This window comes from Pseudomonas migulae, from assembly GCF_024169315.1.
In the GTDB taxonomy this organism is placed as follows: domain Bacteria; phylum Pseudomonadota; class Gammaproteobacteria; order Pseudomonadales; family Pseudomonadaceae; genus Aquipseudomonas; species Aquipseudomonas migulae_B.
The window spans coordinates 5,406,019-5,426,319 of the sequence record NZ_JALJWR010000001.1; the positions used below are offsets into that span (position 1 = coordinate 5,406,019).

Annotated in this window: 20 protein-coding genes, 1 tRNA gene and 1 pseudogene; 12 read left to right on the forward strand and 10 right to left on the reverse strand. The window is 58.7% G+C overall.

All coding sequences use genetic code 11. The features are described 5' to 3' along the window. Positions 1-18 precede the first annotated feature (18 nt). The gene (locus J2Y86_RS24755; RefSeq protein ID WP_253437627.1) at positions 19-1,038 is read right to left on the reverse strand and encodes a DUF4917 family protein; all 1,020 of its coding nucleotides are present in this window, start codon (positions 1,036-1,038) and stop codon (positions 19-21) included. Between the two features lie 159 nt (positions 1,039-1,197). Between J2Y86_RS24755 and yiaY the strand changes: the two genes are divergently transcribed. Further along, positions 1,198-2,346 carry an L-threonine dehydrogenase gene (gene yiaY, locus J2Y86_RS24760; RefSeq protein ID WP_253437630.1) on the forward strand — a complete coding sequence of 383 codons (1,149 nt, stop codon included), beginning with the start codon at positions 1,198-1,200 and terminating at the stop codon, positions 2,344-2,346. Here the strand turns inward: yiaY and J2Y86_RS24765 are convergent. Then, positions 2,343-3,509, reverse strand: coding sequence for an MFS transporter (locus tag J2Y86_RS24765; RefSeq protein ID WP_253437633.1), 1,167 nt, complete (start codon positions 3,507-3,509; stop codon positions 2,343-2,345). The two genes, yiaY and J2Y86_RS24765, sit on opposite strands and share 4 nt — an antisense overlap. A 129-nt stretch (positions 3,510-3,638) precedes the next feature. Between J2Y86_RS24765 and J2Y86_RS24770 the strand changes: the two genes are divergently transcribed. The 9 genes from J2Y86_RS24770 (at position 3,639) to J2Y86_RS24810 (ending at position 12,180) form a co-directional block, all read left to right on the forward strand. Continuing rightward, positions 3,639-4,547: a LysR family transcriptional regulator gene (locus tag J2Y86_RS24770; protein ID WP_253437636.1), complete on the forward strand. Its 909-nt coding sequence runs from the start codon at positions 3,639-3,641 to the stop codon at positions 4,545-4,547. A 227-nt stretch (positions 4,548-4,774) separates the two neighbouring features. Beyond that, a complete protein-coding gene (locus J2Y86_RS24775; protein ID WP_253437639.1) occupies positions 4,775-5,968 on the forward strand; it encodes a CaiB/BaiF CoA transferase family protein in 1,194 nt (397 codons plus the stop codon). After that, on the forward strand, positions 5,965-6,891 hold the full coding sequence (locus tag J2Y86_RS24780; protein WP_253437642.1) for a hydroxymethylglutaryl-CoA lyase: 927 nt from the start codon (positions 5,965-5,967) through the stop codon (positions 6,889-6,891). Before J2Y86_RS24775 ends, J2Y86_RS24780 begins: the two co-directional genes overlap by 4 nt. A 179-nt stretch (positions 6,892-7,070) precedes the next feature. Further along, positions 7,071-8,402 carry an MFS transporter gene (locus J2Y86_RS24785; RefSeq protein ID WP_253437645.1) on the forward strand — a complete coding sequence of 444 codons (1,332 nt, stop codon included), beginning with the start codon at positions 7,071-7,073 and terminating at the stop codon, positions 8,400-8,402. A gap of 368 nt (positions 8,403-8,770) precedes the next feature. Beyond that, positions 8,771-9,235 carry a fosfomycin resistance glutathione transferase gene (gene fos / locus J2Y86_RS24790; protein ID WP_253437648.1) on the forward strand — a complete coding sequence of 155 codons (465 nt, stop codon included), beginning with the start codon at positions 8,771-8,773 and terminating at the stop codon, positions 9,233-9,235. 17 nt (positions 9,236-9,252) lie between these two features. Further along, the gene (locus tag J2Y86_RS24795) at positions 9,253-9,891 is read left to right on the forward strand and encodes a LysE family translocator (protein WP_253437651.1); all 639 of its coding nucleotides are present in this window, start codon (positions 9,253-9,255) and stop codon (positions 9,889-9,891) included. A gap of 87 nt (positions 9,892-9,978) precedes the next feature. Then, complete coding sequence (locus tag J2Y86_RS24800; protein WP_253437654.1) at positions 9,979-11,328, forward strand: sensor domain-containing protein; 1,350 nt, start codon at positions 9,979-9,981, stop codon at positions 11,326-11,328. 116 nt (positions 11,329-11,444) lie between these two features. Continuing rightward, positions 11,445-11,603 carry a KGG domain-containing protein gene (locus J2Y86_RS24805; protein ID WP_080995118.1) on the forward strand — a complete coding sequence of 53 codons (159 nt, stop codon included), beginning with the start codon at positions 11,445-11,447 and terminating at the stop codon, positions 11,601-11,603. A 73-nt stretch (positions 11,604-11,676) separates the two neighbouring features. Continuing rightward, positions 11,677-12,180 (forward strand): DUF4142 domain-containing protein, encoded by a 504-nt coding sequence (locus J2Y86_RS24810; RefSeq protein ID WP_253437657.1) that lies wholly within the window; start codon positions 11,677-11,679, stop codon positions 12,178-12,180. Positions 12,181-12,247: 67 nt separating this feature from the next. Here the strand turns inward: J2Y86_RS24810 and J2Y86_RS24815 are convergent, their stop codons facing one another. Next, complete coding sequence (locus J2Y86_RS24815) at positions 12,248-12,658, reverse strand: low affinity iron permease family protein (RefSeq protein ID WP_253437660.1); 411 nt, start codon at positions 12,656-12,658, stop codon at positions 12,248-12,250. A gap of 233 nt (positions 12,659-12,891) precedes the next feature. Between J2Y86_RS24815 and J2Y86_RS24820 the strand changes: the two are divergent. Beyond that, positions 12,892-13,975 (forward strand): annotated as a pseudogene (locus J2Y86_RS24820) (type I restriction endonuclease). Between the two features lie 168 nt (positions 13,976-14,143). Beyond that, positions 14,144-14,914 (forward strand): trans-aconitate 2-methyltransferase, encoded by a 771-nt coding sequence (gene tam / locus J2Y86_RS24825; RefSeq protein WP_253437663.1) that lies wholly within the window; start codon positions 14,144-14,146, stop codon positions 14,912-14,914. Between the two features lie 287 nt (positions 14,915-15,201). Here tam and J2Y86_RS24830 read toward each other — a convergent pair whose 3' ends face one another. The 7 genes from J2Y86_RS24830 to J2Y86_RS24860 form a co-directional block, all read right to left on the reverse strand. Beyond that, positions 15,202-15,471 (reverse strand): short-chain dehydrogenase, encoded by a 270-nt coding sequence (locus tag J2Y86_RS24830; protein ID WP_253437666.1) that lies wholly within the window; start codon positions 15,469-15,471, stop codon positions 15,202-15,204. 467 nt (positions 15,472-15,938) lie between these two features. Then, on the reverse strand, positions 15,939-16,247 hold the full coding sequence (locus tag J2Y86_RS24835) for a hypothetical protein (protein WP_253437669.1): 309 nt from the start codon (positions 16,245-16,247) through the stop codon (positions 15,939-15,941). 183 nt (positions 16,248-16,430) lie between these two features. Next, complete coding sequence (locus J2Y86_RS24840) at positions 16,431-16,838, reverse strand: type II toxin-antitoxin system HicB family antitoxin (RefSeq protein ID WP_031318476.1); 408 nt, start codon at positions 16,836-16,838, stop codon at positions 16,431-16,433. A 36-nt stretch (positions 16,839-16,874) separates the two neighbouring features. Then, positions 16,875-17,054, reverse strand: a complete 180-nt coding sequence (locus tag J2Y86_RS24845; protein ID WP_017336896.1) for a type II toxin-antitoxin system HicA family toxin — start codon at positions 17,052-17,054, stop codon at positions 16,875-16,877. Positions 17,055-17,324: 270 nt separating this feature from the next. Further along, entirely contained in the window at positions 17,325-18,845 is a 1,521-nt protein-coding gene (locus J2Y86_RS24850; protein ID WP_253437673.1) for a Fic family protein, read from the reverse strand. A gap of 281 nt (positions 18,846-19,126) precedes the next feature. Continuing rightward, positions 19,127-19,200: transfer RNA gene (locus J2Y86_RS24855), tRNA-Gly, on the reverse strand. Between the two features lie 174 nt (positions 19,201-19,374). Continuing rightward, positions 19,375-20,259: an alpha/beta fold hydrolase gene (locus J2Y86_RS24860; RefSeq protein ID WP_253437676.1), complete on the reverse strand. Its 885-nt coding sequence runs from the start codon at positions 20,257-20,259 to the stop codon at positions 19,375-19,377. Positions 20,260-20,301: the final 42 nt, after the last annotated feature.

Genomic DNA, 20,301 nt, shown 5'->3' on the forward strand with positions numbered 1-20,301 from the left:
GGGCCATTAGCGTCGCCGCTAAACCTCGACAGGAACCGTCAGCTTCGGACTCCCCAACGCATGCGTCTTCGAATCAAAAAACCGCAATTCTGATCCGGTCCCCTCAAACACCTTCGCGTAATGCCGCTTCTGATGCTGGATAAACGCCTTGCTGCGCGGATAAATCGAAATCGCCACCACTTTCGGTTTCGCCTGGCGCAGCGCATGAATGATGTGGCTGTCCTGCTCACCCAACGCATGCCCGAAGACGCACAACCCCTCGTCATGCCCTAATAACTGGTCATAGCAAAACGACAGATAATCCGAACTGCGAATGGTCTTGAGTTTGTCCGCGCTAGGCCCTTCGTTCACAAACAGCGGCACGTCATCCAGCGTCTTGATCGTGTTGTTGATCGCAAAACTGCCCAGCAACGTGCCCTCGGTCGACATCAGTTTGCGTGCCGTGCCGTCCTGATTGCGCACCAGATGCAAACCGCCGTGCAGGTACAGCAAGCGGGTTTTATCGGTCGCCGTGGCGCTCAGGTCAAAACCCGGCTCGGCGCCCTGGAACAGGTCGGTAATGGCATCCGGCTGGTGTTGAATGGCCCAGTAGTTGAGCAAGTCGTAATTGGTGGTAAACACCGTCCGATAACACCCCAGTTCCTGACTGATCGTCGCCAGCGTCGAGGGCACCACCAACCGCCACGGGATATGCACCGCGTGCACGGTATTGATCAGCGCTTCCTTGATCGCGTAGTAGCGATTGCGCGGCGCGGCGGAACTGACAGCCAGGGCCTTGTTCACGCGGCTGGTGGTTTTCAGCGCGCCCAGCACCTGCTCGAAACTGCGTGTCTGCATCGCGTCGAACACACTCAGCTCGGACTGGCTCAGGGGCTTTTCTTCGACGGTGCGGGCGTTTTCGAACAGCGAGTCGTAGCCGAAATCGTCCCACACGGCGCGGCTGGCACCGTTGCCCACCAGCAGGCCACTGATCGAGGCGGTGGCGCGCAAGGCGTTCCAGTCTTCAAGCTGGGCATCGACATCCTGGAAATCAGTCATTGCGGTGGTCGTCTCAAAAAGCAAAAGGTCGGATGGGCGGCGACTTTATCACGACCGGGACTTGAGCCAGATCAACATCCGCTGTGATCGATGGGTCGATCCTGTGGGTATCGGCTGGATCGGCAGTACCGGTTCGGCCCCCCGCCAGGAGATTCGCTCATGAGCAGCACCTTTTTCATCCCCTCGGTCAACATCATGGGCATCGGTTGCCTCGACGAAGCCATGGACGCCATTGGCAAGTACGGCTTTCGCAAGGCGCTGATCGTCACCGACATGGGACTGGCCAAGGCCGGCGTGGCAGCGATGATTGCCGAGAGGCTGGCAATGCAGGACATCGACTCGGTGATCTTCGACGGCGCCAGGCCCAACCCGACCATTGCCAACGTCGAGAGCGGCCTGGGGCTGCTCAAGGAAAGTCGCTGTGATTTCGTGGTGTCGCTGGGCGGTGGTTCGCCCCACGACTGCGCCAAAGGCATCGCGTTGTGCGCGACCAACGGCGGGCAGATCCGCGATTACGAAGGCGTCGATCAATCCGAGAAGCCGCAATTGCCGCTGATCGCGATCAACACCACTGCCGGCACGGCCAGCGAGATGACGCGTTTCTGCATCATCACCGACGAATCGCGCCACGTGAAAATGGCCATCGTCGACCGCAACGTCACGCCGCTGCTGTCGGTCAACGACCCGGCGCTGATGGTCGCCATGCCCAAGAGCCTGACGGCCGCCACCGGCATGGACGCGCTGACCCACGCCATCGAAGCCTACGTATCCACCGCCGCCAACCCGATCACCGATGCCTGCGCGTTGAAGGCCATCACGTTGATCAGCAACAACCTGCGCCTGGCCGTTCGCGATGGCAGCGACTTGGCCGCTCGGGAAAACATGGCGTACGCGCAATTCCTCGCGGGCATGGCGTTCAACAATGCTTCGTTGGGCTATGTCCACGCCATGGCTCACCAGCTGGGCGGTTTCTATGACCTGCCCCATGGCGTGTGCAACGCCGTGCTGCTGCCGCATGTGCAAAGCTTCAACGCCTTGGTCTGTGCCGAACGCCTGACCGACGTGGCCCACGCGATGGGCGCTGACATCCGCGGCTTCAGCCCGGAAGAGGGCGCCCAGGCGGCCATCGCTTCGATCCGTAGCCTGGCGAAAGACGTCGAAATTCCCGCTGGCCTGCGCGAACTCGGGGCCCGGCTCAACGACATCCCGACCCTCGCCACCAACGCCCTGAAAGACGCGTGTGGCGTGACCAACCCACGGGCCGCGGATCAGCGGCAGATCGAGGAGATTTTCCGCAACGCGTTTTAAGCAGTTTTGCGGCCGGGCGCGAACCACACGCAGAGCATCGCGCCCAAGGCCAGCAACGTACATAACAGCGACAGCGGCCATGGCTGCTGACTGGCGATCAGACTGGCAATCCCACCGATGACGGCAGCCATCAGTTGATGAATGAACCCGCTCAACGCCATCGCATAAGCACCACCGACCGGTGAACCGTCGTTGGCCAATGACAGGCTGATCGGGTAATTCAACGACTGGCCCAACACCGCAACGCAGTAGGGCAACCAGAACAGCAGTGCAATCGAAGTGCCTGCGACGCTCCCCAATAACATCACCGCGCTGCCGGCCAGTACCAGACTTACGCCCGCCGTCATCAAGCGCCGCTGACCCGTGCGCAGCACCAAACCGTTGACCCCCAATGCTCCCAGGAAATAGGCCGCGCTGATTGGCCAACCCAATAATCCGTACTCCACAGCCGACCAGTTGAACGGTCCTTGCAGAATCAATGGCGCTGCGGTGTTGAACGCGATGATCACCCCATAACCCAGCCCGCCGGTGAGCGCCGGAAGCAGGAAGGCTCGATCACGCAGAATGCGCCAGTAGCTCGGCCAGGCGGATGATTGAACAGTGTCGTCTACCCGCATCGGGAACGTGACCCGTGCCACGATCATCGCCAGCAACAGACTCACACCGCCCAGCAGGTAGAAAATCGCCGGCCAGCCCAACGCGACCTGGATGATCGACCCCAGGTACTGGCCAATCCCCAGTGCTACCACGAAAGAAATCGAAATCCACGACAGTGCTTTAGCCAACAGGTCGCCACGGAAACTGTCACGGATCAACACCCGGGCCATGACCGAAATCCCGCTGGCACCGATGCCCTGAACCAGTCTGAAAAACAGAAAAGTTTCGAGTGTCTGGCCCAAGGGCAACGCAAGGTTGCCTACGCCATAGATGCCGAGCGCCGCGAGCAGTACCGGTTTTCGGCCAATGCGCTGCCCAAGGCTGCCCCAGAACAGCATCGGCAGTGCCATGCCGATCAAATACACCGCCAATCCCCAGGAAACCTGCGAGGCGTCGGCAGACAGATATCGAGCCATTTCCGGCAGCGCCGGCAGGTAAATGCTCATGCCCAACTGCGCGAGAAAAACGGTGCTGCAAGTGACGAGGAGGGTGGTGCTGCTTTTCATGGAAAGCCTTGGGCGGCAAGACTATACCTAGGCAATTGGTCGAGGACGAATCGTCCATGGTTTTGTGTTGCCAGAGCTGAATGGCGATATCCTCCCGACTCGGCCAAACCCAAACCATCGAGCCCACTCATGCTGCAAAAAAGCCTGATCCGCCGCCTCGACCTCATCACCCTCCAGCTGTTCGTCGCTGTCCACGAAGAAGGCACGCTCACCCGTGCCGCGACCCGCGAGGCTATCGCGGTGTCGGCGGCGAGCAAGCGTTTGATGGAGTTGGAGGAGGCGTTGGGCATCAGTCTGTTCGTGCGCCAGGCCAAGGGCATGACCCTGACGCCGGCGGGCGAAACCCTGCTGCATCACGCCCGGCAGATGCTGTTCAACGTCGAAAAAATGGGCCTTGAATTGGGTGAACACAGCCACGGCATTCGTGGTTATGTACGGATGCTCGCCAACCTGTCGGCGATCATTCAGTTTCTGCCGGAAGACCTGCGGGACTTCTCCGAGCGCCATCCGCAGGTCAAGACTGACCTCGAGGAGCGTCCCAGCAGCGGGGTCATCCAAGGGGTGCTGGATGGCGTGGCAGACCTCGGGATCTGTTCCAGCGACAGCGATGTGAAAGGTCTGCACAGCGTGCTGTATCGCCAGGACAAACTGGTGGTGCTGATGCTGCCGGATCATCCATTGGCCAGCCGCTCCAGCCTGGCGTTCGCCGATACGCTGGGCAGCGATTACGTCGGCCTGCATTCCGCCAGTTCCATCAACATGCGCACCCACGCCGCTGCGCGTCAGGCGGGCAAGGTGTTGCGATTGCGGATTCATGTGCCGGGGTTCGATGCGATGTGCCGGATGGTCCAGGCCAACATGGGCATCGGGATCTTGCCGCAGAAGGCGTATGAACTGTTTGGCCGGGCGCTGGGGTTACATGCGGTGCCGTTGACCGATGACTGGTCGGATCGGGCGTTGATTCTAGTGGTGCGCGATGAAGCGGTGTTGTCGCCGGTGAGCCGGATGTTGTTTGAGCAGTTGCGGGGGCAGGTCTGAGATTTCTGTTGTCAGGGATGGCCTCTTCGCGGGCAAGCCTCGCTCCTACGATCACGCATAACCTGTAGGAGCGAGGCTTGCCCGCGAAGACTGACCTGAGGTCGCGACAATTCTTCCACGGAGCGTTCGCGTTTCACGAACGCCCGTTATCAACTGAAGGTTGGATTCCAGTCCCCTCGCTCCTCTAGCCTTGGCGCATATTCCAAGAACAACAGAGGTACCCCGCGATGACTGCCCCCCTGAGTGCAATCAAGGTGATCGAAATCGGCACGCTGATCGCCGCGCCATTCGCCGCGCGCATGCTTGCCGAGTTCGGTGCCGAGGTGATCAAGATCGAAGCCATGGGCCAGGGCGATCCCCTGCGCAAATGGCGCAAGCTGCACGAGGGCACCTCGCTGTGGTGGTACCTGCAATCGCGCAACAAAAAGTCCCTGGCGCTGAATCTGAAATCCCCCGAAGGCATTGAACTGGTCAAGCAACTGGCGACCAGTGCCGACGTGCTGATCGAAAACCTGCGCCCCGGCGCCCTCGAGAAACTCGGCCTGGGCTGGGACGTGTTGCACGCCTTGAACCCCAACCTGACCCTGGTGCGCATTTCCGGCTACGGCCAGACTGGCCCGTACCGTGACCGTCCAGGATTCGGCGCCATCGGCGAGGCCATGGGCGGGATTCGCTACACCACCGGCACCCCCGGTTCGCCACCGGCCCGTGTCGGCGTCAGCCTCGGTGATTCACTGGCGTCCTTGCACGCGGTGATCGGCGCCTTGATGTCGCTGCTGCGGGTCAAGACCGGGCAGGGCGGCGGGCAAGTGGTCGATGTGTCGCTGGCCGAAAGCGTGTTCAACGTCATGGAAAGCCTGGTGCCGGAATACGACATGCTCGGCCATGTGCGTGAGCGCAGCGGCGGGGCATTGCCCGGCATCGCGCCGTCCAACACCTACCTGACGGCCGATGGCGCCTACGTGGTGATCGCCGGCAACAGCGACCCGATCTACAAACGCTTGATGGAAGTGGTCGGTCGCCGCGACCTGGCCGACGCGCCGGAGTTTGCCCATAACGATGGTCGCGCAGCCAAGAGCAACGTGCTCGACGCTGCCATCACCCACTGGACCAGCAGCCTGCCGATCGACGAAGTCCTGGCGGCACTGGAAGCCGCTGAAGTACCGGCCGGGCGCATCTATTCGGTAGCCGACATCGTCGCCGATCCGCACTATCAGGCACGGGACATGCTGCTCAGCGCCGACCTGCCCGGCGGCACGAAAGTGAAGATGCCGGGCATAGTGCCCAAACTCTCCGAAACCCCCGGTGGCGTGAACTGGTCGGGGCCGAGTCTGGGCCAGCACACCGACGGGATTCTCGCGGGCCTGGGCCTGACAGATGCGGACATCGAACGCCTGAAAACTGAAGGGGTGGTGCAATGATCACTGATTTTTCCGAGACCCTGATCGTTCAGGAAGTCTCCCCTCGTGACGGCCTGCAGATCGAGCCTACCTGGGTTGAAACGGCCGACAAGATTGCCCTGATCGATCAGCTGTCGCTGGCCGGATTCAGCCGCATCGAAGCCGGCTCGTTCGTGTCGCCCAAGGCCATTCCGGCGCTGCGCGACGGCGAGTTGGTGTTCAAGGGCATCACCCGTCAACCGGGGGTGATTTACGTCGCGTTGATCCCCAACCTGAAAGGCGCGCAACGGGCGCTGGCGACGAGGGCCGACGAACTGAACCTGGTGATGTCCGCCAGCCAGACGCACAACCTGGCCAATATGCGCATGCGTTGCGAAGCCTCATTGGCCGCGTTCGGTGAGATCGTGCAATACGTCGGTGACACGCCGGTGCGACTCAACGGCAGCATCGCCACCACCTTCGGTTGCCCGTTCGAAGGCAAGATCGATGAGGACCGCGTGCTGCAAATCGTCGAGGCGTATCAGGAACTCGGGATTCAGGGCATCACCCTGGCCGACACCACGGGCATGGCCAATCCGCGTCAGGTCGATCGGCTGGTGCGCAGGGTCTTGCAGCGGGTTTCGCCAGCGGACCTGACCCTGCATTTCCACAACACCCGCGGCCTCGGTTTGTGCAACGTGCTGGCCGCCTACGAGGCCGGCGCCCGACGCTTCGACGCAGCCCTCGGCGGCCTCGGCGGCTGCCCGTTTGCACCGGGCGCCTCGGGCAATATCTGCACCGAAGACCTGGTGAACCTGTGCGATGAAATCGGCATTCACACCGGCATCGACCTGCCGCTGTTGCTGAAGCTATCCCGTGGATTACCGGCGCTGCTGGGCCACGAAGTGCCAGGCCAGTTGGCCAAGGCCGGACGCAATTGCGACCTGCACCCAACCCCTTCCTGACCCAACCCAAAACCCCTGTAGGAGCAAGGCTTGCCCGCGAAGGCAATCTGCCATTCAACATCGAAGGTAACCGATACGCCGCCTTCGCGGGCAAGCCTCGCTCCTACAGAAAGCTACATCTCAACCAGACAACAAAAACAATCGGACACCCAAGGGCAGTCCGCCTGGAGAAAAGCACCATGAGCCTCAATGTACTGGAGGCGGGCGCGAGCCCGTCCGTTAGCCACGACGAAGAAAAAGCCCTGGTCAGCAAAGTCGCCTGGCGCCTGATGCCGCTGATCATGGTCTGCTACCTGTTCGCCTTTTTCGACCGCATCAACATCAGCTTCGCCAAGTTCCAGTTGCAGACCGACCTGAGCCTGAGCGACACCGCTTACGGCCTCGGCGCCGGGCTGTTCGTGGTCGGTTACGTGATCTTCGAAGTGCCGAGCAACATGATGCTGTACAAGGTCGGCGCCCGGCGCTGGATCGCACGGATCATGATGTCCTGGGGCCTCGCGACGGCGGCGATGGTCTTCGTCAACAGCGAATGGCAGTTCTACGCATTGCGCTTCGTGATCGGCGCGATGGAAGCCGGTTTCGCGCCAGGCGTGCTGTATTACCTGACGCTGTGGTTCCCGCAGCACTATCGCGGACGCATCACCTCGATGCTGTTCCTGTCATCGGCATTTGCCGGTCTGGTCGGCGCACCGTTCTCCGGGCTGGTGCTGCAACACCTCGACGGCTTCATGGACATGCGTGGCTGGCACTGGCTGTTTCTGCTCGGTGGCGTGCCGTGCATCGGCCTCGGGTTGCTGGTGCTGACGCTGCTCAAGGATCGCATCGAAGACGCCCACTGGCTGACGCCGTCGGAGAAAACCCTGCTGGCCAGCCGCATTGCGCACCACGAACCGCACAAGAGCGGCGGCTCGTTGCTCGCTGCGCTGCGGATTCCAGGTTTCCTGACGTTGGGGCTGATCTACTTCCTGATTCAGGTGGCGTCCTACGGCTTGAATTTCTGGGCCCCACAACTGATCCGCAGCGCTGGCACTGAAAGCCCGGTGATGATCGGATTGCTGACGGCGATCCCGTACATTTGCGGCGCCATCAGCATGGTGGTGATCGGGCGGTTGTCCGACTCGACCGGCGAGCGTCGCAAGTTTGTCGCAGGGTTGGTGGCGGTGGGCGCGCTGGGGTTCTTCTGCGCAGGGATCTTCGCCAACCACACGACCTTCCTGATCGTCGCGCTGGGCCTGCTCGGTGCCGGGATCATCGCCTCCATTCCAAGCTTCTGGACCCTGCCGCCGAAACTGCTGGCCGGTGCCGGCGCAGGCGCTGCGGGTGGGATCGCGGTGATCAACACCCTCGGCCAATTCGGCGGCATCGTCAGCCCGGTGATGGTCGGCCGGATCAAGGACCTGACCGGCAGCACCACACCAGCGCTGTACGTCATCGGCGTCTGCGCGCTGATCGCGGTTGCGCTGTTGTTGTGGGGGTTGCCGCAGAAACTGCGCACGCTCGATAAGTTCTGACACCGGCGGTGCTCTACAGGCCGCCTTCACGAGCAAGCTCGCTTTTACACTCGATCAGTGCCACGCCGCTGATCTCCTGTGGGAGCGAGCTTGCTCGTGAAGGCGGCCTGACAGTCAACATCCCACTGTCAGTTACCCCTCGACCCGCCGTCGCCAAAGACATCCCCCGCGCCAATCACCTGCACCAAAGTCATCTCTCTGTCCACCCACCCAAACCACCCGGCGTGATCCAGCGCCAGCGACGCATATTCCGTCGCTTACGTTCGTGTTGGCGTGGCAAAAGCGGCAGGGCGGAGTTCAGATATTGAACGGGCGGATCGGGGAGAGGATATTGCACAGCTCATCTTTCAACGCCTGAGGTAATCAGATTGCTCACCGGCCTCAACCACCTGACCCTCGCCGTCACCGACCTGAACCGCAGCGTGGCGTTCTATCACGACCTCCTGCAACTTCAGCTCGAAGCCACGTGGGACAGCGGCGCGTACCTCTCGCTGCCAGGCCTGTGGCTGTGTCTTTCCCTCGATCCGCTGCGCAAATCCGGGCCCGCCGCCGATTACACCCATTACGCCTTCAGCATCAGCGCACCCGACTTCCCGCCATTCGTCGAACGCCTGCGAACTGCCAACGTCCGGGAATGGCGCGACAACCGCAGCGAAGGCGCGTCGTTCTACTTCCTCGACCCCGATGGCCATAAGCTCGAAGCCCATGTCGGCGATCTGGCGTCGCGACTGGCGGCCTGTCGGCAGCGTCCCTATGCGGGAATGAAGTTCTTCGACGATCAGTCATTCGATTCCCGGGGACCTGATATAGACTTGCGCCCATTCACCAAGTAGTTCAAAAGGATTTCCCGATGACCCCATCGCTGCTAATGGCCGTTCTCGCCTCGGGCTTCATTTACGGCATCACGCCGGGGCCAGGTGTCCTGGCAGTGTTCGGCATCGGCGCGGCGCGTGGGCGGCGGGCCGGGGCGGGTTTTTTGTGCGGGCATTTGCTGGGGGACGTGGTCTGGTGCAGCACCGCGTTGATCGCGATTGTCGGTGCACGGGAAATCGGCAGTACGGCGTTTGACGTGCTGGGCGTGCTCAGCGGGTTGTATCTGTTCTGGCTCGGTTTGCGCGCGGTGCGGGCCAAACGTAGCAGTGCCGAAGCGCCGCAGGGCCCGGCGCGGCAACCGTTCTGGCACGGCATTCTGTTCGGCCTGACCAATCCCAAGGCGTATCCGGTGGCGGTGGCGACTTTTACGGCGTTGTTGTCCAGTCGTGCAGAGTTGCTGCATTGGTCGATGTTGCCGTGGCTGATCGTTCTGAGCTTCGTCGGTGGCCTGATCGCCTACGCTATCCTCATTGGCATTGTTGGCGCGCGGCAGGTACGCAGCCTGTATCAACGCCATGAGCTGGCGATCACCCGGTTGTGCGGGGTTATGTTTATCGGTTTCGCCATCAACGCCCTGGCGCATGCCTTGCCGGGGTTGATGCCGAACAAGACTTGAAACTGATCGCAGGGACGCGTCAGCGGCATCATCACAGGTCAGGGACGGTTCTTTTTTGCTGCATTGTTCGGACATGCTCTCTGCACCATGGCATCCAGAAATTCCGCGCCGTTGGCGAGTTACATCGATCTACTGCTGGATGCCGTTTGCGCGGTTGATAAACAAGGTCGCTTTGTTTTTGTCAGCGCGGCCTGCGAGCGCATTTTTGGTTACACGCCTGATGAGCTGGTCGGCCTGCCCATGATCGATATGGTGCATCCCGCCGATCGCCAGCGCACCCTCGACGCCGCACGGGAGATCATGGGCGGCGACCCCAAGCTCAACTTCGAAAACCGCTACCTGCGCAAGGATGGCCGTGTGGTGCACATCCTGTGGTCCGCACGCTGGTCGGAAGTCGATCAGCTGCGCATCGCCGTGGCCCGCGACATCACCGAGCGCAAGCAGGCCGAGTCCCGGCAAGCGGCGCTGTATGCGATCTCCGAAGCGGCCCACGCGGCGGAGGACTTGCTGGCGTTGTTCAAGCGCATTCACTTGATCATCGGCGAATGGCTGCCGGCGCTGAATTTCTCTGTCGCGTTGTATGACGAGCACTGCGCGCAGCTCAATTTCCCTTATCACGTCGACGACAACGAGCAGCAACCCGAGCAGCCGGGCACCGTTACCGGACGGCTATGTGCCGAGGTGATCCGCAGCGGCCAGCCGATTCTGCTGACCCCGGATCAGGACGACGCCCCGGAAGGCTTCGAGTTGCTGGTTGCCGGCCAGCATTCGCCTTGCTGGCTGGGCGTGCCGCTGAACTCGCAGAACGGCACCATCGGCGCGCTGATCGTAAAAAGCGTGGCGGGTGGTGAACGCTATACCGAACAAGACAAGGAGTTGTTGCAGTTCGTGTGCGCCCAGGTCGCCACCGCCATCGAGCGCAAGCAGTTGCATGCCCGGCTGCAGCGCATGGCCCAGTACGATCAACTGACCCAACTGCCCAATCGTGAATTGCTCCGTGACCGGCTGAAAGCCTCGCTGACACTGGCCAAGTCGGAGTGCGGGCGCATGGCGCTGCTGTATGTCGATCTCGACCGCTTCAAGGAAGTCAACGACACCCACGGCCATGCCGTCGGCGACATGCTGCTGCAAGCGGTCGCCAATCGTCTGAAAGGCTGCGTGCGCGAAACCGACACCGTGGCGCGCATTGGCGGTGATGAGTTTGTGGTGCTGTTGCACAGCATCCAGGCTGCGGAAGATGCTGAAAGCGTCGCCGGAAAAATCCGACAGATCCTGGCTCAACCGCTGCGGCTGGATGGCCACAGCCTGAACATCCAGCCGAGCATCGGCGTCGCGCATTTCCCCGAGCACGGCACGGAAGAGAAGCAATTGTTCCGCCACGCCGACGAGGCCATGTACAGCGCCAAACGCCAGAACCATCTTCATTACAGGGCTTGAAAACCAGCCACCGTTCGTCGCATCGATTCCAGTTTTTCTAAACCTTTGCAGTGATCGAAATTCAGATTCTATGCGGGCTCCTGCTCGCCGCGATCATCACCAAGAGGTAGAGAATCATGCCTAACTCAAGAAACTCGAACTCGGGAAATTTCGCCAACGATCGAACGAAGGCGTCTGAAGCCGGTCGCAAAGGTGGGAAAACTACCACCACGACTGTCGACAAAGAGCCTGCGAAACCCGATATGGGCCGCAAAGGTGGCCAGAAATCCAAGTAGTGGTGAAGGTGGTTTTGATTGAGAGGCGGGAGCGAAAGCTCCCGTTTGAATTTATAGAGAGGAGGGCGCGACCATGAGCCGGATGGCCACCCGATTACGCAATGCCAGTATCGCCGCGTTACTGGGCCTGTGCGCCAGCACTGCCTTTGCCCAGTCCCCCGCCGAATTCATCAATGATGCTTCGGCCAAAGGCATGGCCGACATCGAAGCCAGTCGCCTGGCGCACCAGAAATCCGAATCCAAAGAGGTCAAGGACTACACCATCGTCGTCATCAACGACCGCACCACCGCCAACCAGCACCTGGCGAAAATCGCCAAGCAACTGGATCTGCCGGTGGCCCCACGGGAAGAGGTGGTCGACAAGTCGAAAGCCTTGATGCCGCCAGTGCAGGAAGGCGCGTCCTTTGATCAGGCCTATGCCGCCAGTCAGGTAAAGACCACGCAGGAAGCCATCGAGCAACTGCAGCAGACCGCGCAGACCACCGATGTGCCGGAAATCAAAGCCTTCGCCGAAGAAACCCTGCCCAAACTGCAGAACCATCTGCAAATGGCCAAGGCGTTGCAAGCGGGTCGATAACCCCCCGTTTGACGGCTTTCATAACAAACGGCGCGTGATTCACATCACGCGCCGTTTTTGTTGGAGCTCAGCAGTCGTTCAGATTCTGTTTGTGCTTGCCCTCGGTCGCCAGTCCGGCCAGACCATGCACCTCGTTTTCGCCCATGGCGCGATAGTGTTTACGCAGCGCTTCCAGTTGCTTCAGGTCGAGTAACTCCAGCCCGAGCATCGCGTTCTGCGCTTCCTTGTTCACCCGCAGCAGCTCGTCGATTTTCAAATGCAAAATGTCGGTGTCGCGGTTCTGCGTGTTCTGGATCAGGAACACCATCAGGAACGTGATGATCGTGGTCGAGGTGTTGATGATCAGTTGCCACGTGTCGTTGTAATCAAAAATCGGCCCGCTCAACCCCCACAGGCCAATGAGAATCAACGCCCCCATGAACGTCTTGGGACTGCCGGCCCACAAGGCGAGTTTCTGCGAGATTTTTGCGAATTTCATTGCCGTGTTCCTTATAGGGATGCGCCTGAATTTCAGACAGCGACGGCATGTTGAAAATTCTACTTACATTCTTTGATTCCCTGAAAAGCGGAGAAGTCCCAGATCGAAGCCCGGAGCCGGTTGTTCTCAATTCTTGGGCGGAATCTTTCTTTGTGCCGGTTTGTGTCTAGTATCAAAGGCAGTCAATTTGCCAGCATGCAAACACACGGATCGAAACCAGGAAGGGGTCACGCATGGAATTTTTCGAAAAGTTAGCAAGTCTCGCCGCCAAAGTCCGTTTGCAGAGCGCTGCAATTCAAACGGAAGAGGCGACCAAGAACGCTTGTCATGCCCTTTATCAGCACGGTGCTCGGCTACGATGTCTTCGATCCGACAGAGGTTACTCCCGAATTCGTTTGCGATATCGGAACGAAGAAGGGGGAAAAAATTGACTACGCGATCATGAAGGGAGGTGAGGTCCAGATCCTGATCGAGTGGAAAAAAATCGGTGAGCCGCTGCACATCAATCACGCCTCACAACTGTTTCGTTATTTCCATGTCACCAGCGCTCGTATTTCCATCCTCACCAACGGCCAGGTCTACAAGTTTTTCACTGACCTGGACGCGCCTAATAAGATGGACGAAAAACCATTTCTTGAACTCGACCTTTTGGACATTGACGAGTATTCCGTCCCCGAATTGGTAAAACTCACCAAGTCAGCGTTCGATGTGGATTCGATCATCAGCGCCGCAGGTGAGTTGAAGTACGTCAGCCAAATTAAAAAGGTCATCGCTTCGCAGGTCAGCAAGCCCGACGATGATTTTGTGAAAGTGTTCGCTTCGCGTGTCTACGATGGCGTGATTACTCAGAAAGTCCGTGAGCAATTCCATGAGCTGACGAGAAAGGCCGTGGTGCAATTTCTCAATGATCAGATAAATGACCGGCTCAAGTCGGCTATGAGCGGAGCCATCCCGCCAGCGCTCGCCTCGTTGCCGGTTTCCTCAGGGGGAGCTGAACAGCCAGATATACGAGATGAGTCAGAGGACAAGGTTCTGACGACATTGGAAGAACTGGAGGGTTATCACATCGTCCGTGCCGTGGTCCGCTCAGTCGTGGATGCCAAGCGAATTGTTCAGCGCGATACCCAGAGTTACTTCGGCATCTTGCTGGACGACAACAACCGTAAGCCGATTTGCCGCCTGCACTTCAATCGTTCACAGAAATACATCGGCATATTTGACGAAGAGAAGAACGAAACCCGGCATGCAATCCATTCTGTCGATGACATCTACGACTACTCGGATCATTTGAAGAAGACGGTCGGCTATTACGATTAAGCCCTTTATCTCGCGACGAAAAGTCTGGCTGATAGAGCCGGTTTTTTTGCTGAGGCGCTAACTGACGTTTCTCGCCAAAGGTGGAATAGAGCAGAGCCTGTAAGTCGATGTATTGTAGCGAGCTGGTTGTCGGCCTCAACCCGGACAACGAATCGACAGGAGAACGCAATGAGTTGGTCCGCCAAGCAATACGTCGCTTTTGAAGATGAACGCACCCGCCCGGCACGGGATCTGCTCGCGGCGATCCCGCCTGTGGACGCACGCTCGGCCATCGACATCGGTTGCGGCCCCGGCAACTCGACCGAGTTGCTGGTGGAGCGCTTCACCAGCGCCACAGTGCGCGGCGTCGACAATTCAACCGACATGATCGACGCCGCCCGCAAGCGCTTGCCGCAGGTGCAGTTCGACACGGTTGATATCGGCACCTGGAACGACAGCGGCCCGTTCGACGTGATCTTCGCCAACGCGGTGCTGCAATGGTTGCCCGATCACGCGACGTTACTGCCTTCGCTCGCCGCCAGACTGACCCCGGGCGGCAGCCTGGCCATTCAGATGCCCGACAACCTCAACGAAGCCTCCCATCGCCTGATGCGCGAAGTGGCTGCCGATGGCCCTTGGGCCGGCAAGTTGGCGGACGCCGCCGGGCAACGCACGGAAATGGCCAGTGCCAGCGATTACTACTCGATGCTGCGACCGCACTGCGCGCGCGTCGATGTGTGGCGCACCACTTACCATCACCCGCTGGCGGGCGGGGCGTCGGGCGTGGTCGAGTGGTTCAAGGGCAGTGGTTTGCGGCCGTTTCTCGAACCGCTGGATGACGCGGAGAAGGCGCAATACCTCAAGCAATATCACGCCGCGATCGAGCAGGCGTATCCGGCGCTGAGTGATGGTTCGGTGCTGCTGCCATTCCCGCGATTGTTCATCGTCGCGACCCGCTGATGCCAAAGAGGGACGGATAACGTTATCTGTCCCTTCGCTTGGCACTCAGGTAGTCGAAAAGAAACGACGCAAAGCCGAACAACCCAATCATTGAAATGATCATGATCCCCAACTCTGAATTGTCCATGCTGATCTCTGCGTGAAAGGTGAGAGAGCAGAGTAGGGGGTTTTTGGTTGGGGATGATGCTGCGCTACGGCTTCTTTACTGGGGTGCGGGGATCTATACGGAAACTATACGTTGAACGCCGAAATGCAGAGGGCGCCCCGAAAGGCGCCCCTGTTTAACGTCAGGATGGTTCTGCATCCATCCGTCGCGCAATGACATCCAGCACATCACAGCCATCGCGCAGCGGTATGGCGCAGAGCATTGCGAAGTCGCTGAGAATTACCGAGTCGGTGGAGATTTCGCCACGCATTGCGAGGTTTTCCAGGACCTGCGTCACCGCGCCGATTCTGTAACGGGCGGAGCTGAGAAGGGAATGCAGCGGTTGGGTGGTATTGACGTAGAACGTGGGGAGGTCGTCGGCGTTGCTGGTTAAAGCCATGTAGTCATTCATGAGTGATCACCATATCGGAGGGAAGACCTACCACTCAATCGTCGCCAAACAATAGGGTGGTAGCTGTACGTGGGTTGGCGAACCGGGACATGGTAAAACCGGCAGACCCTGGGGTCTCCCACGCACAGCCACCAAAAAAAAGGCAGCCAATTGCGTTCAAAAGCACTCCGAGAAATTCTCGGAGGCTTCTGTACCAGTCATCGAGTCGCCAAACCCGATACGCCATTTGGACGCGCTCGGACTATAGGTCTCATGACAAAGGCACAGCAATGGACAAGTCTACGGACAATTCCCAGAGTCGTGTAGGACCTTGCCTTTTCCGCATACGGCCTCGCTTAACCCCCGGAGAATGGGCATTGCCTCTGCCGCGTGAATGTCGGCAATCCGTTAACTGGGCATCGAAAACGCTAATAAAACGCCGATTTCATGGAAAAACGCTAATTTCAGCGTTGAACTGCGAAGGATGCTCACGAGGCCGGTTGCTTCACGCCTCCAGGGTGGCTTTCACGTTGTTTTTTCTGGTACTCCTCCGCCTTGTGCGAGGAATCTGAATCTTTCTCCAGCGTTTTAGAATCGGCTCCGGAATTTGCACCCGAAGACTCCTCACCCTTTTTGCTGGTCTTCTCCTCGTTTGATTCAGCTCCTTGCCCTTGATTAAGACCGGGAAGCGCGGCAGGAGGAACGGCGGTTCCAGTCGTCTTCTCGGCCGCTAGCGCGTAGAGCGGGCAGGAAGACAGTAGGCCCGCGAGCGTCAGAGCAGCGATTTTGGTGTTCATGCTTAAGCCTTCCGTGCAAGGGATGTACTCATTGGAAGGCAGGGTAGAGGGTGCGTGCTGGACAGCTGACGAGCGGCGGGAATTGAAAACAGTCGGAGCTGAGAAGTGAATGCCGCGTCACTAAATCCGATCCATAAAAAACCGGCCGCTGGGGCCGGTTTTTGCAGTTTGGAAACAAGGACATCAGCTCTGCTGCAACACCTTAAGCGCTGCCGAGGCCAAAAAGCCTGAACGGCTTTTCTCTTCCGGGTGATGCAACACGTATTCGTCGATGCGGTTGAGCAGGTACCCCGGCAGGGTGATGTTCAGCTTCTGGGCTTTCCCCAGATACTTGGTAACATCGATGTCCACCACCGCCCATGTACAACCGGCGTACTGCGGATTCGCCGCATGCAAGGTCACTTTGTTTGCAGGTGGAATCGGTGAACCGTCTTCGGCAAGAATTTCGAAATGGCCCTCAATGGCTTCACGAGCCATGGCCATCGCATCATCCAGATCCTCACCTGCGGAGAAACACCCTGGAATATCCGGTACCTCCACGCCCCAAGCGTGTTCGTTATCGCCCATTGAAATCGCAATCGGGTAAAGCATTTTCACTATCCTCTGAGGCGCTGAGCTTTGAAATCGTCAGAGCAGCGCCTGTTGCAAAATACTCAAGGCCGTTTTTTTGAGCAGGTCCTTTTTTGGATGAGGAACTGTCACCAGCCCCGGTTTGGTCGGGTGCTTGAAGTGATGATGACTGCCCTTGATACGCACCAGATACCAGCCATCCGCAACAATTTGGCTTATCAAAAATCGGCTATTCACATCACCTCCGTGTGGTGTGCTTAGGTGGTTACTATACCTACTGAATTTATATGATCAACACTATAACCACTGAGCCTTCTCGGCGCTGATGGAAAGGTGATGTGAGAAACGAGTCTAGGAGGGCGTGAGGATAGAGTTCGGAGATGGCCGCAAATGAGGCGTTTTCTGTATTGCAGGGTTTTGCCGGCCCGACCGGAGTGCTTGCATAGCTAAATCTTCAGGCATAAAAAACCGGCCACTTCGACCTGCTTCTTCACTTTTCGCCAGCCGCTATCGCTCGAATGCAGAACGCACAGCCTCCACAACACGTCCCGCCATGCCCTCATCTTCAAGCTGCGGATACCCTTTTTTCAGCTTGCCCGACACCATCCAACCATTCTCCTTGATGGATCGAATGATGCGGTTCGCATCCTGGTCTGGCATCTCCAGTACTTCTTTCAATTGCTCTTGAGCCCGTTGAAAGATCACCAGCACTCTGGCTTCATCCGCCATTTCCGTTCGAATCGTGTGCTCGACCACGCGTGCGGTGTACAGGACGTGCTCGGTCAGATCGGGATACCGCCAGGCAAAGCCTGCGTCCGTGTATTCATCGAAGATGAAGTTGCTGGGAGTGCCATCCTCGTAGGTCACGAGTTCGCCGAATCGATAGGCCGTCGCGTAACGCCGCATGAACGGTCGCGAGAACACTTCGAGCGTACGATCGTATCCGGCCCTGAAGTCGATCGAACTGGTGATTGTGGCTGACACTGGCAGGATCACTCCGTCGGGCACGGCCTTGTCCCGAATCAGGGTGTCGTTGATCAGGAAACGATGAATCCGGCCGTTGCCATCGCGCATGGGATGGATGTACACGAAGCCAAATGCCAACACAGCCGCACGTGCCAGTGACTCCGCGCCACGGGTTGCGACCTCGAATTCGTTGAGTCCTGCCAACAGTGGCGCAAGGTCCGCGAAGTGGGGGGCGATGTAATGCACGATGTCCTCGCGCATTGTGGCCTGACCTACAAAAACTGGAGAGCGCCGCAAGCCTAGTCCGATGGCATTACGCCCCAAAATGCCCGCTTGCAGAGACTGCAGGCTGTCGTCGCTCAACGGGTTTTCGATATGCCCGCAATGCTGGGCAATGACATGGGCGAACCGCTGAATGCGATCCGCCTGGTCGGCTTCCTTTTCAATAAGGAAGCTCGCGCGCGATTCCTTGAATGTCAGCCAACTGGCCGTACGCAAAAGGATGTCGGCGCCAAAGGCCTGATCCAGCTCATCCAATGCTGCACGTAGATCGAACTGCAAAGCTTCCTGCACTGACGCCGTGCGACGAACCAAAGGGCAGAACTCTGCCGTCCCGGGCAGGTTGTTATTGATTCGCCAGCGTCGCGTTCGCAGTGGCTCGCGACGAGTCAGGTATTTTTGGGGTGAAAGTATGTCGACATAGGGGCCATTGGTCACGTCTGGCACATCCAGACGTTCCCCTGTCAGCCATTCGTAAAGGAATCCGGTGCGCCGGGCGTATTGGCCGAAAGGTTCTCGTCGACACCAGTCTTCGACAGGCTGCGGGCCTATCGCCGCAAAGAGGCGAGCAAAGAACTCAAGATGAATCTCTTCGTACTTGAGACCGAATTCGAAATGTCCGGCGAAATCGTCCGCAGGTCTGTAACTTTGCGGATACCGGTTCTTCACATTACCGTCACTTTCGCGGCTGACACGTGCAGAGCCAATCGTGGACTCGACGCGCAGAGGCTGTGCAAGTGCGATGGCATAGCGTTCGGCGAGGGCCTTGAAACCGACTGGCATTGGCGAATTCCTTAACAGAGCAATGAAAACGTTAACAGAATGCTATTGTGGCGCGAAAACGTTAATTTTATGGGGTGCGAAAATACTAATTCGGTGTGAATTTTGATACTAAAACCGTGATTACCAAAAAAAACGTTAACGTAGCTCAGCTTAGTCGTAACTGCCTTGAGGGCAAAAGGCAATTCCACCAAATCCCAGACACAAAAAAACCGGCCATCAAGGCCGGTTTTTTCTGTACCTGCATCTCCCGTCAAAACTCAACGTGAGACCAAAAATTCGATTGGAGCGGGTGAAGGGAATCGAACCCTCGTTATCAGCTTGGGAAGCTGGAGTAATGCCATTATACGACACCCGCTCAGAGCGGCTGACTTTGTACCAGATGTGCGCGTGGAAATGAAGTTTTTCTTTGCGCGGGATGGCTTTAGCGCAGGTGAAACAAGACATCGGACCGGGTGACGGTCGTTCGCGGGCAAGCCTCGCTCCTACAGTACGGCGTTAGGCTGCGAAGCTTGCTCGCGATGACGCTGTTTCAGATTGCGAATGCATGGTGGTCCTGGACGTAGTGGTAACGCGGTCGGCTTGCCTGTTGCTCAGGTTTCAGGAAACCCAGCAGCGCATTGCGACTGTCTCGGCAGGCGGCTTTGTGTTCCATGTCGAGAAAGTGGCCCGTCGCGTCCAGCGTCGTGAAGGTGGCGTGTTGCACGCGATTGGCGAATAGTCGCGCGCCTTCGGCGGCGGTGTATTCGTCCCATTCGCCGTTCATGAACAGCACAGGCACGTTAATTTTTTCCGAGGCCTTGAGGAAGCACTCGCGATCGCTGTGCAGCAGGTCGCTGATGTGGAAGTGCATCTGCCCGTATTCATGATCGGCCAGGCTGCTGACGTGCCGGTAGTTGAAGCGCTTGAACAGGGTCGGCAAGTGTTTACCGATGGTGCTGTTCACCAGGTTGCCGACCCGGTCGCCGTCACGGCTGCCGAGGTAGTCAACACCGCGCTCGAGGTAGTCGAGCATGTGCGCGTTGATCTCCGGGGAGAACGAGCTGATCACGGCTTTTTCGATGCGCCGTGGCCGTTGGGCGAGGGCGACCAGGGTCGCGGCGCCACCCCAGGAAAACGACAGCACGTGTTCGGCGGCGAAGTGGTCGATCAGCTCCAGGAGGATCTGCCCTTCGACTTCCTTGGTCAGCAATTTCTCATGCAGGTTGTGGGCTTTTGACCTGCCCGCGTAGGGCTGGTCGTAGCAAACCACATTGAACTGCGGGTGGAGGTTTTTCACGGTTTGTGCAAACGACGCAGTCGTGGCCATCGAGCCGTTGACCAAGATAATGGTCTTCTCTGCGGCGTCTGCGCGATAGAACTCCGTGTAAACCCGATACTGACCCTGTATATCCAGCACAGCGATTTCTGGCCTCATGTCATAAGACTCCTGGCAAGCGGGTATGCGCGCAAATGAGAT

Coding starts and splice junctions, on each gene's coding strand:
- J2Y86_RS24785 (WP_253437645.1), top strand. CDS start 7,071: ATGAGCCTCAATGTACTGGAGGCGGGCGCGAGCCCGTCCGTTAGCCAC.
- tam (WP_253437663.1), top strand. CDS start 14,144: ATGAGTTGGTCCGCCAAGCAATACGTCGCTTTTGAAGATGAACGCACC.
- J2Y86_RS24800 (WP_253437654.1), top strand. CDS start 9,979: ATGGCATCCAGAAATTCCGCGCCGTTGGCGAGTTACATCGATCTACTG.
- J2Y86_RS24795 (WP_253437651.1), top strand. CDS start 9,253: ATGACCCCATCGCTGCTAATGGCCGTTCTCGCCTCGGGCTTCATTTAC.
- J2Y86_RS24755 (WP_253437627.1), bottom strand. CDS start 1,038: ATGACTGATTTCCAGGATGTCGATGCCCAGCTTGAAGACTGGAACGCC.
- J2Y86_RS24840 (WP_031318476.1), bottom strand. CDS start 16,838: ATGCTTTACCCGATTGCGATTTCAATGGGCGATAACGAACACGCTTGG.
- J2Y86_RS24780 (WP_253437642.1), top strand. CDS start 5,965: ATGATCACTGATTTTTCCGAGACCCTGATCGTTCAGGAAGTCTCCCCT.
- J2Y86_RS24860 (WP_253437676.1), bottom strand. CDS start 20,259: ATGAGGCCAGAAATCGCTGTGCTGGATATACAGGGTCAGTATCGGGTT.
- J2Y86_RS24815 (WP_253437660.1), bottom strand. CDS start 12,658: ATGAAATTCGCAAAAATCTCGCAGAAACTCGCCTTGTGGGCCGGCAGT.
- J2Y86_RS24775 (WP_253437639.1), top strand. CDS start 4,775: ATGACTGCCCCCCTGAGTGCAATCAAGGTGATCGAAATCGGCACGCTG.
- J2Y86_RS24765 (WP_253437633.1), bottom strand. CDS start 3,509: ATGAAAAGCAGCACCACCCTCCTCGTCACTTGCAGCACCGTTTTTCTC.
- J2Y86_RS24835 (WP_253437669.1), bottom strand. CDS start 16,247: ATGAACACCAAAATCGCTGCTCTGACGCTCGCGGGCCTACTGTCTTCC.
- J2Y86_RS24805 (WP_080995118.1), top strand. CDS start 11,445: ATGCCTAACTCAAGAAACTCGAACTCGGGAAATTTCGCCAACGATCGA.
- J2Y86_RS24830 (WP_253437666.1), bottom strand. CDS start 15,471: ATGAATGACTACATGGCTTTAACCAGCAACGCCGACGACCTCCCCACG.
- J2Y86_RS24810 (WP_253437657.1), top strand. CDS start 11,677: ATGAGCCGGATGGCCACCCGATTACGCAATGCCAGTATCGCCGCGTTA.
- J2Y86_RS24770 (WP_253437636.1), top strand. CDS start 3,639: ATGCTGCAAAAAAGCCTGATCCGCCGCCTCGACCTCATCACCCTCCAG.
- J2Y86_RS24850 (WP_253437673.1), bottom strand. CDS start 18,845: ATGCCAGTCGGTTTCAAGGCCCTCGCCGAACGCTATGCCATCGCACTT.
- yiaY (WP_253437630.1), top strand. CDS start 1,198: ATGAGCAGCACCTTTTTCATCCCCTCGGTCAACATCATGGGCATCGGT.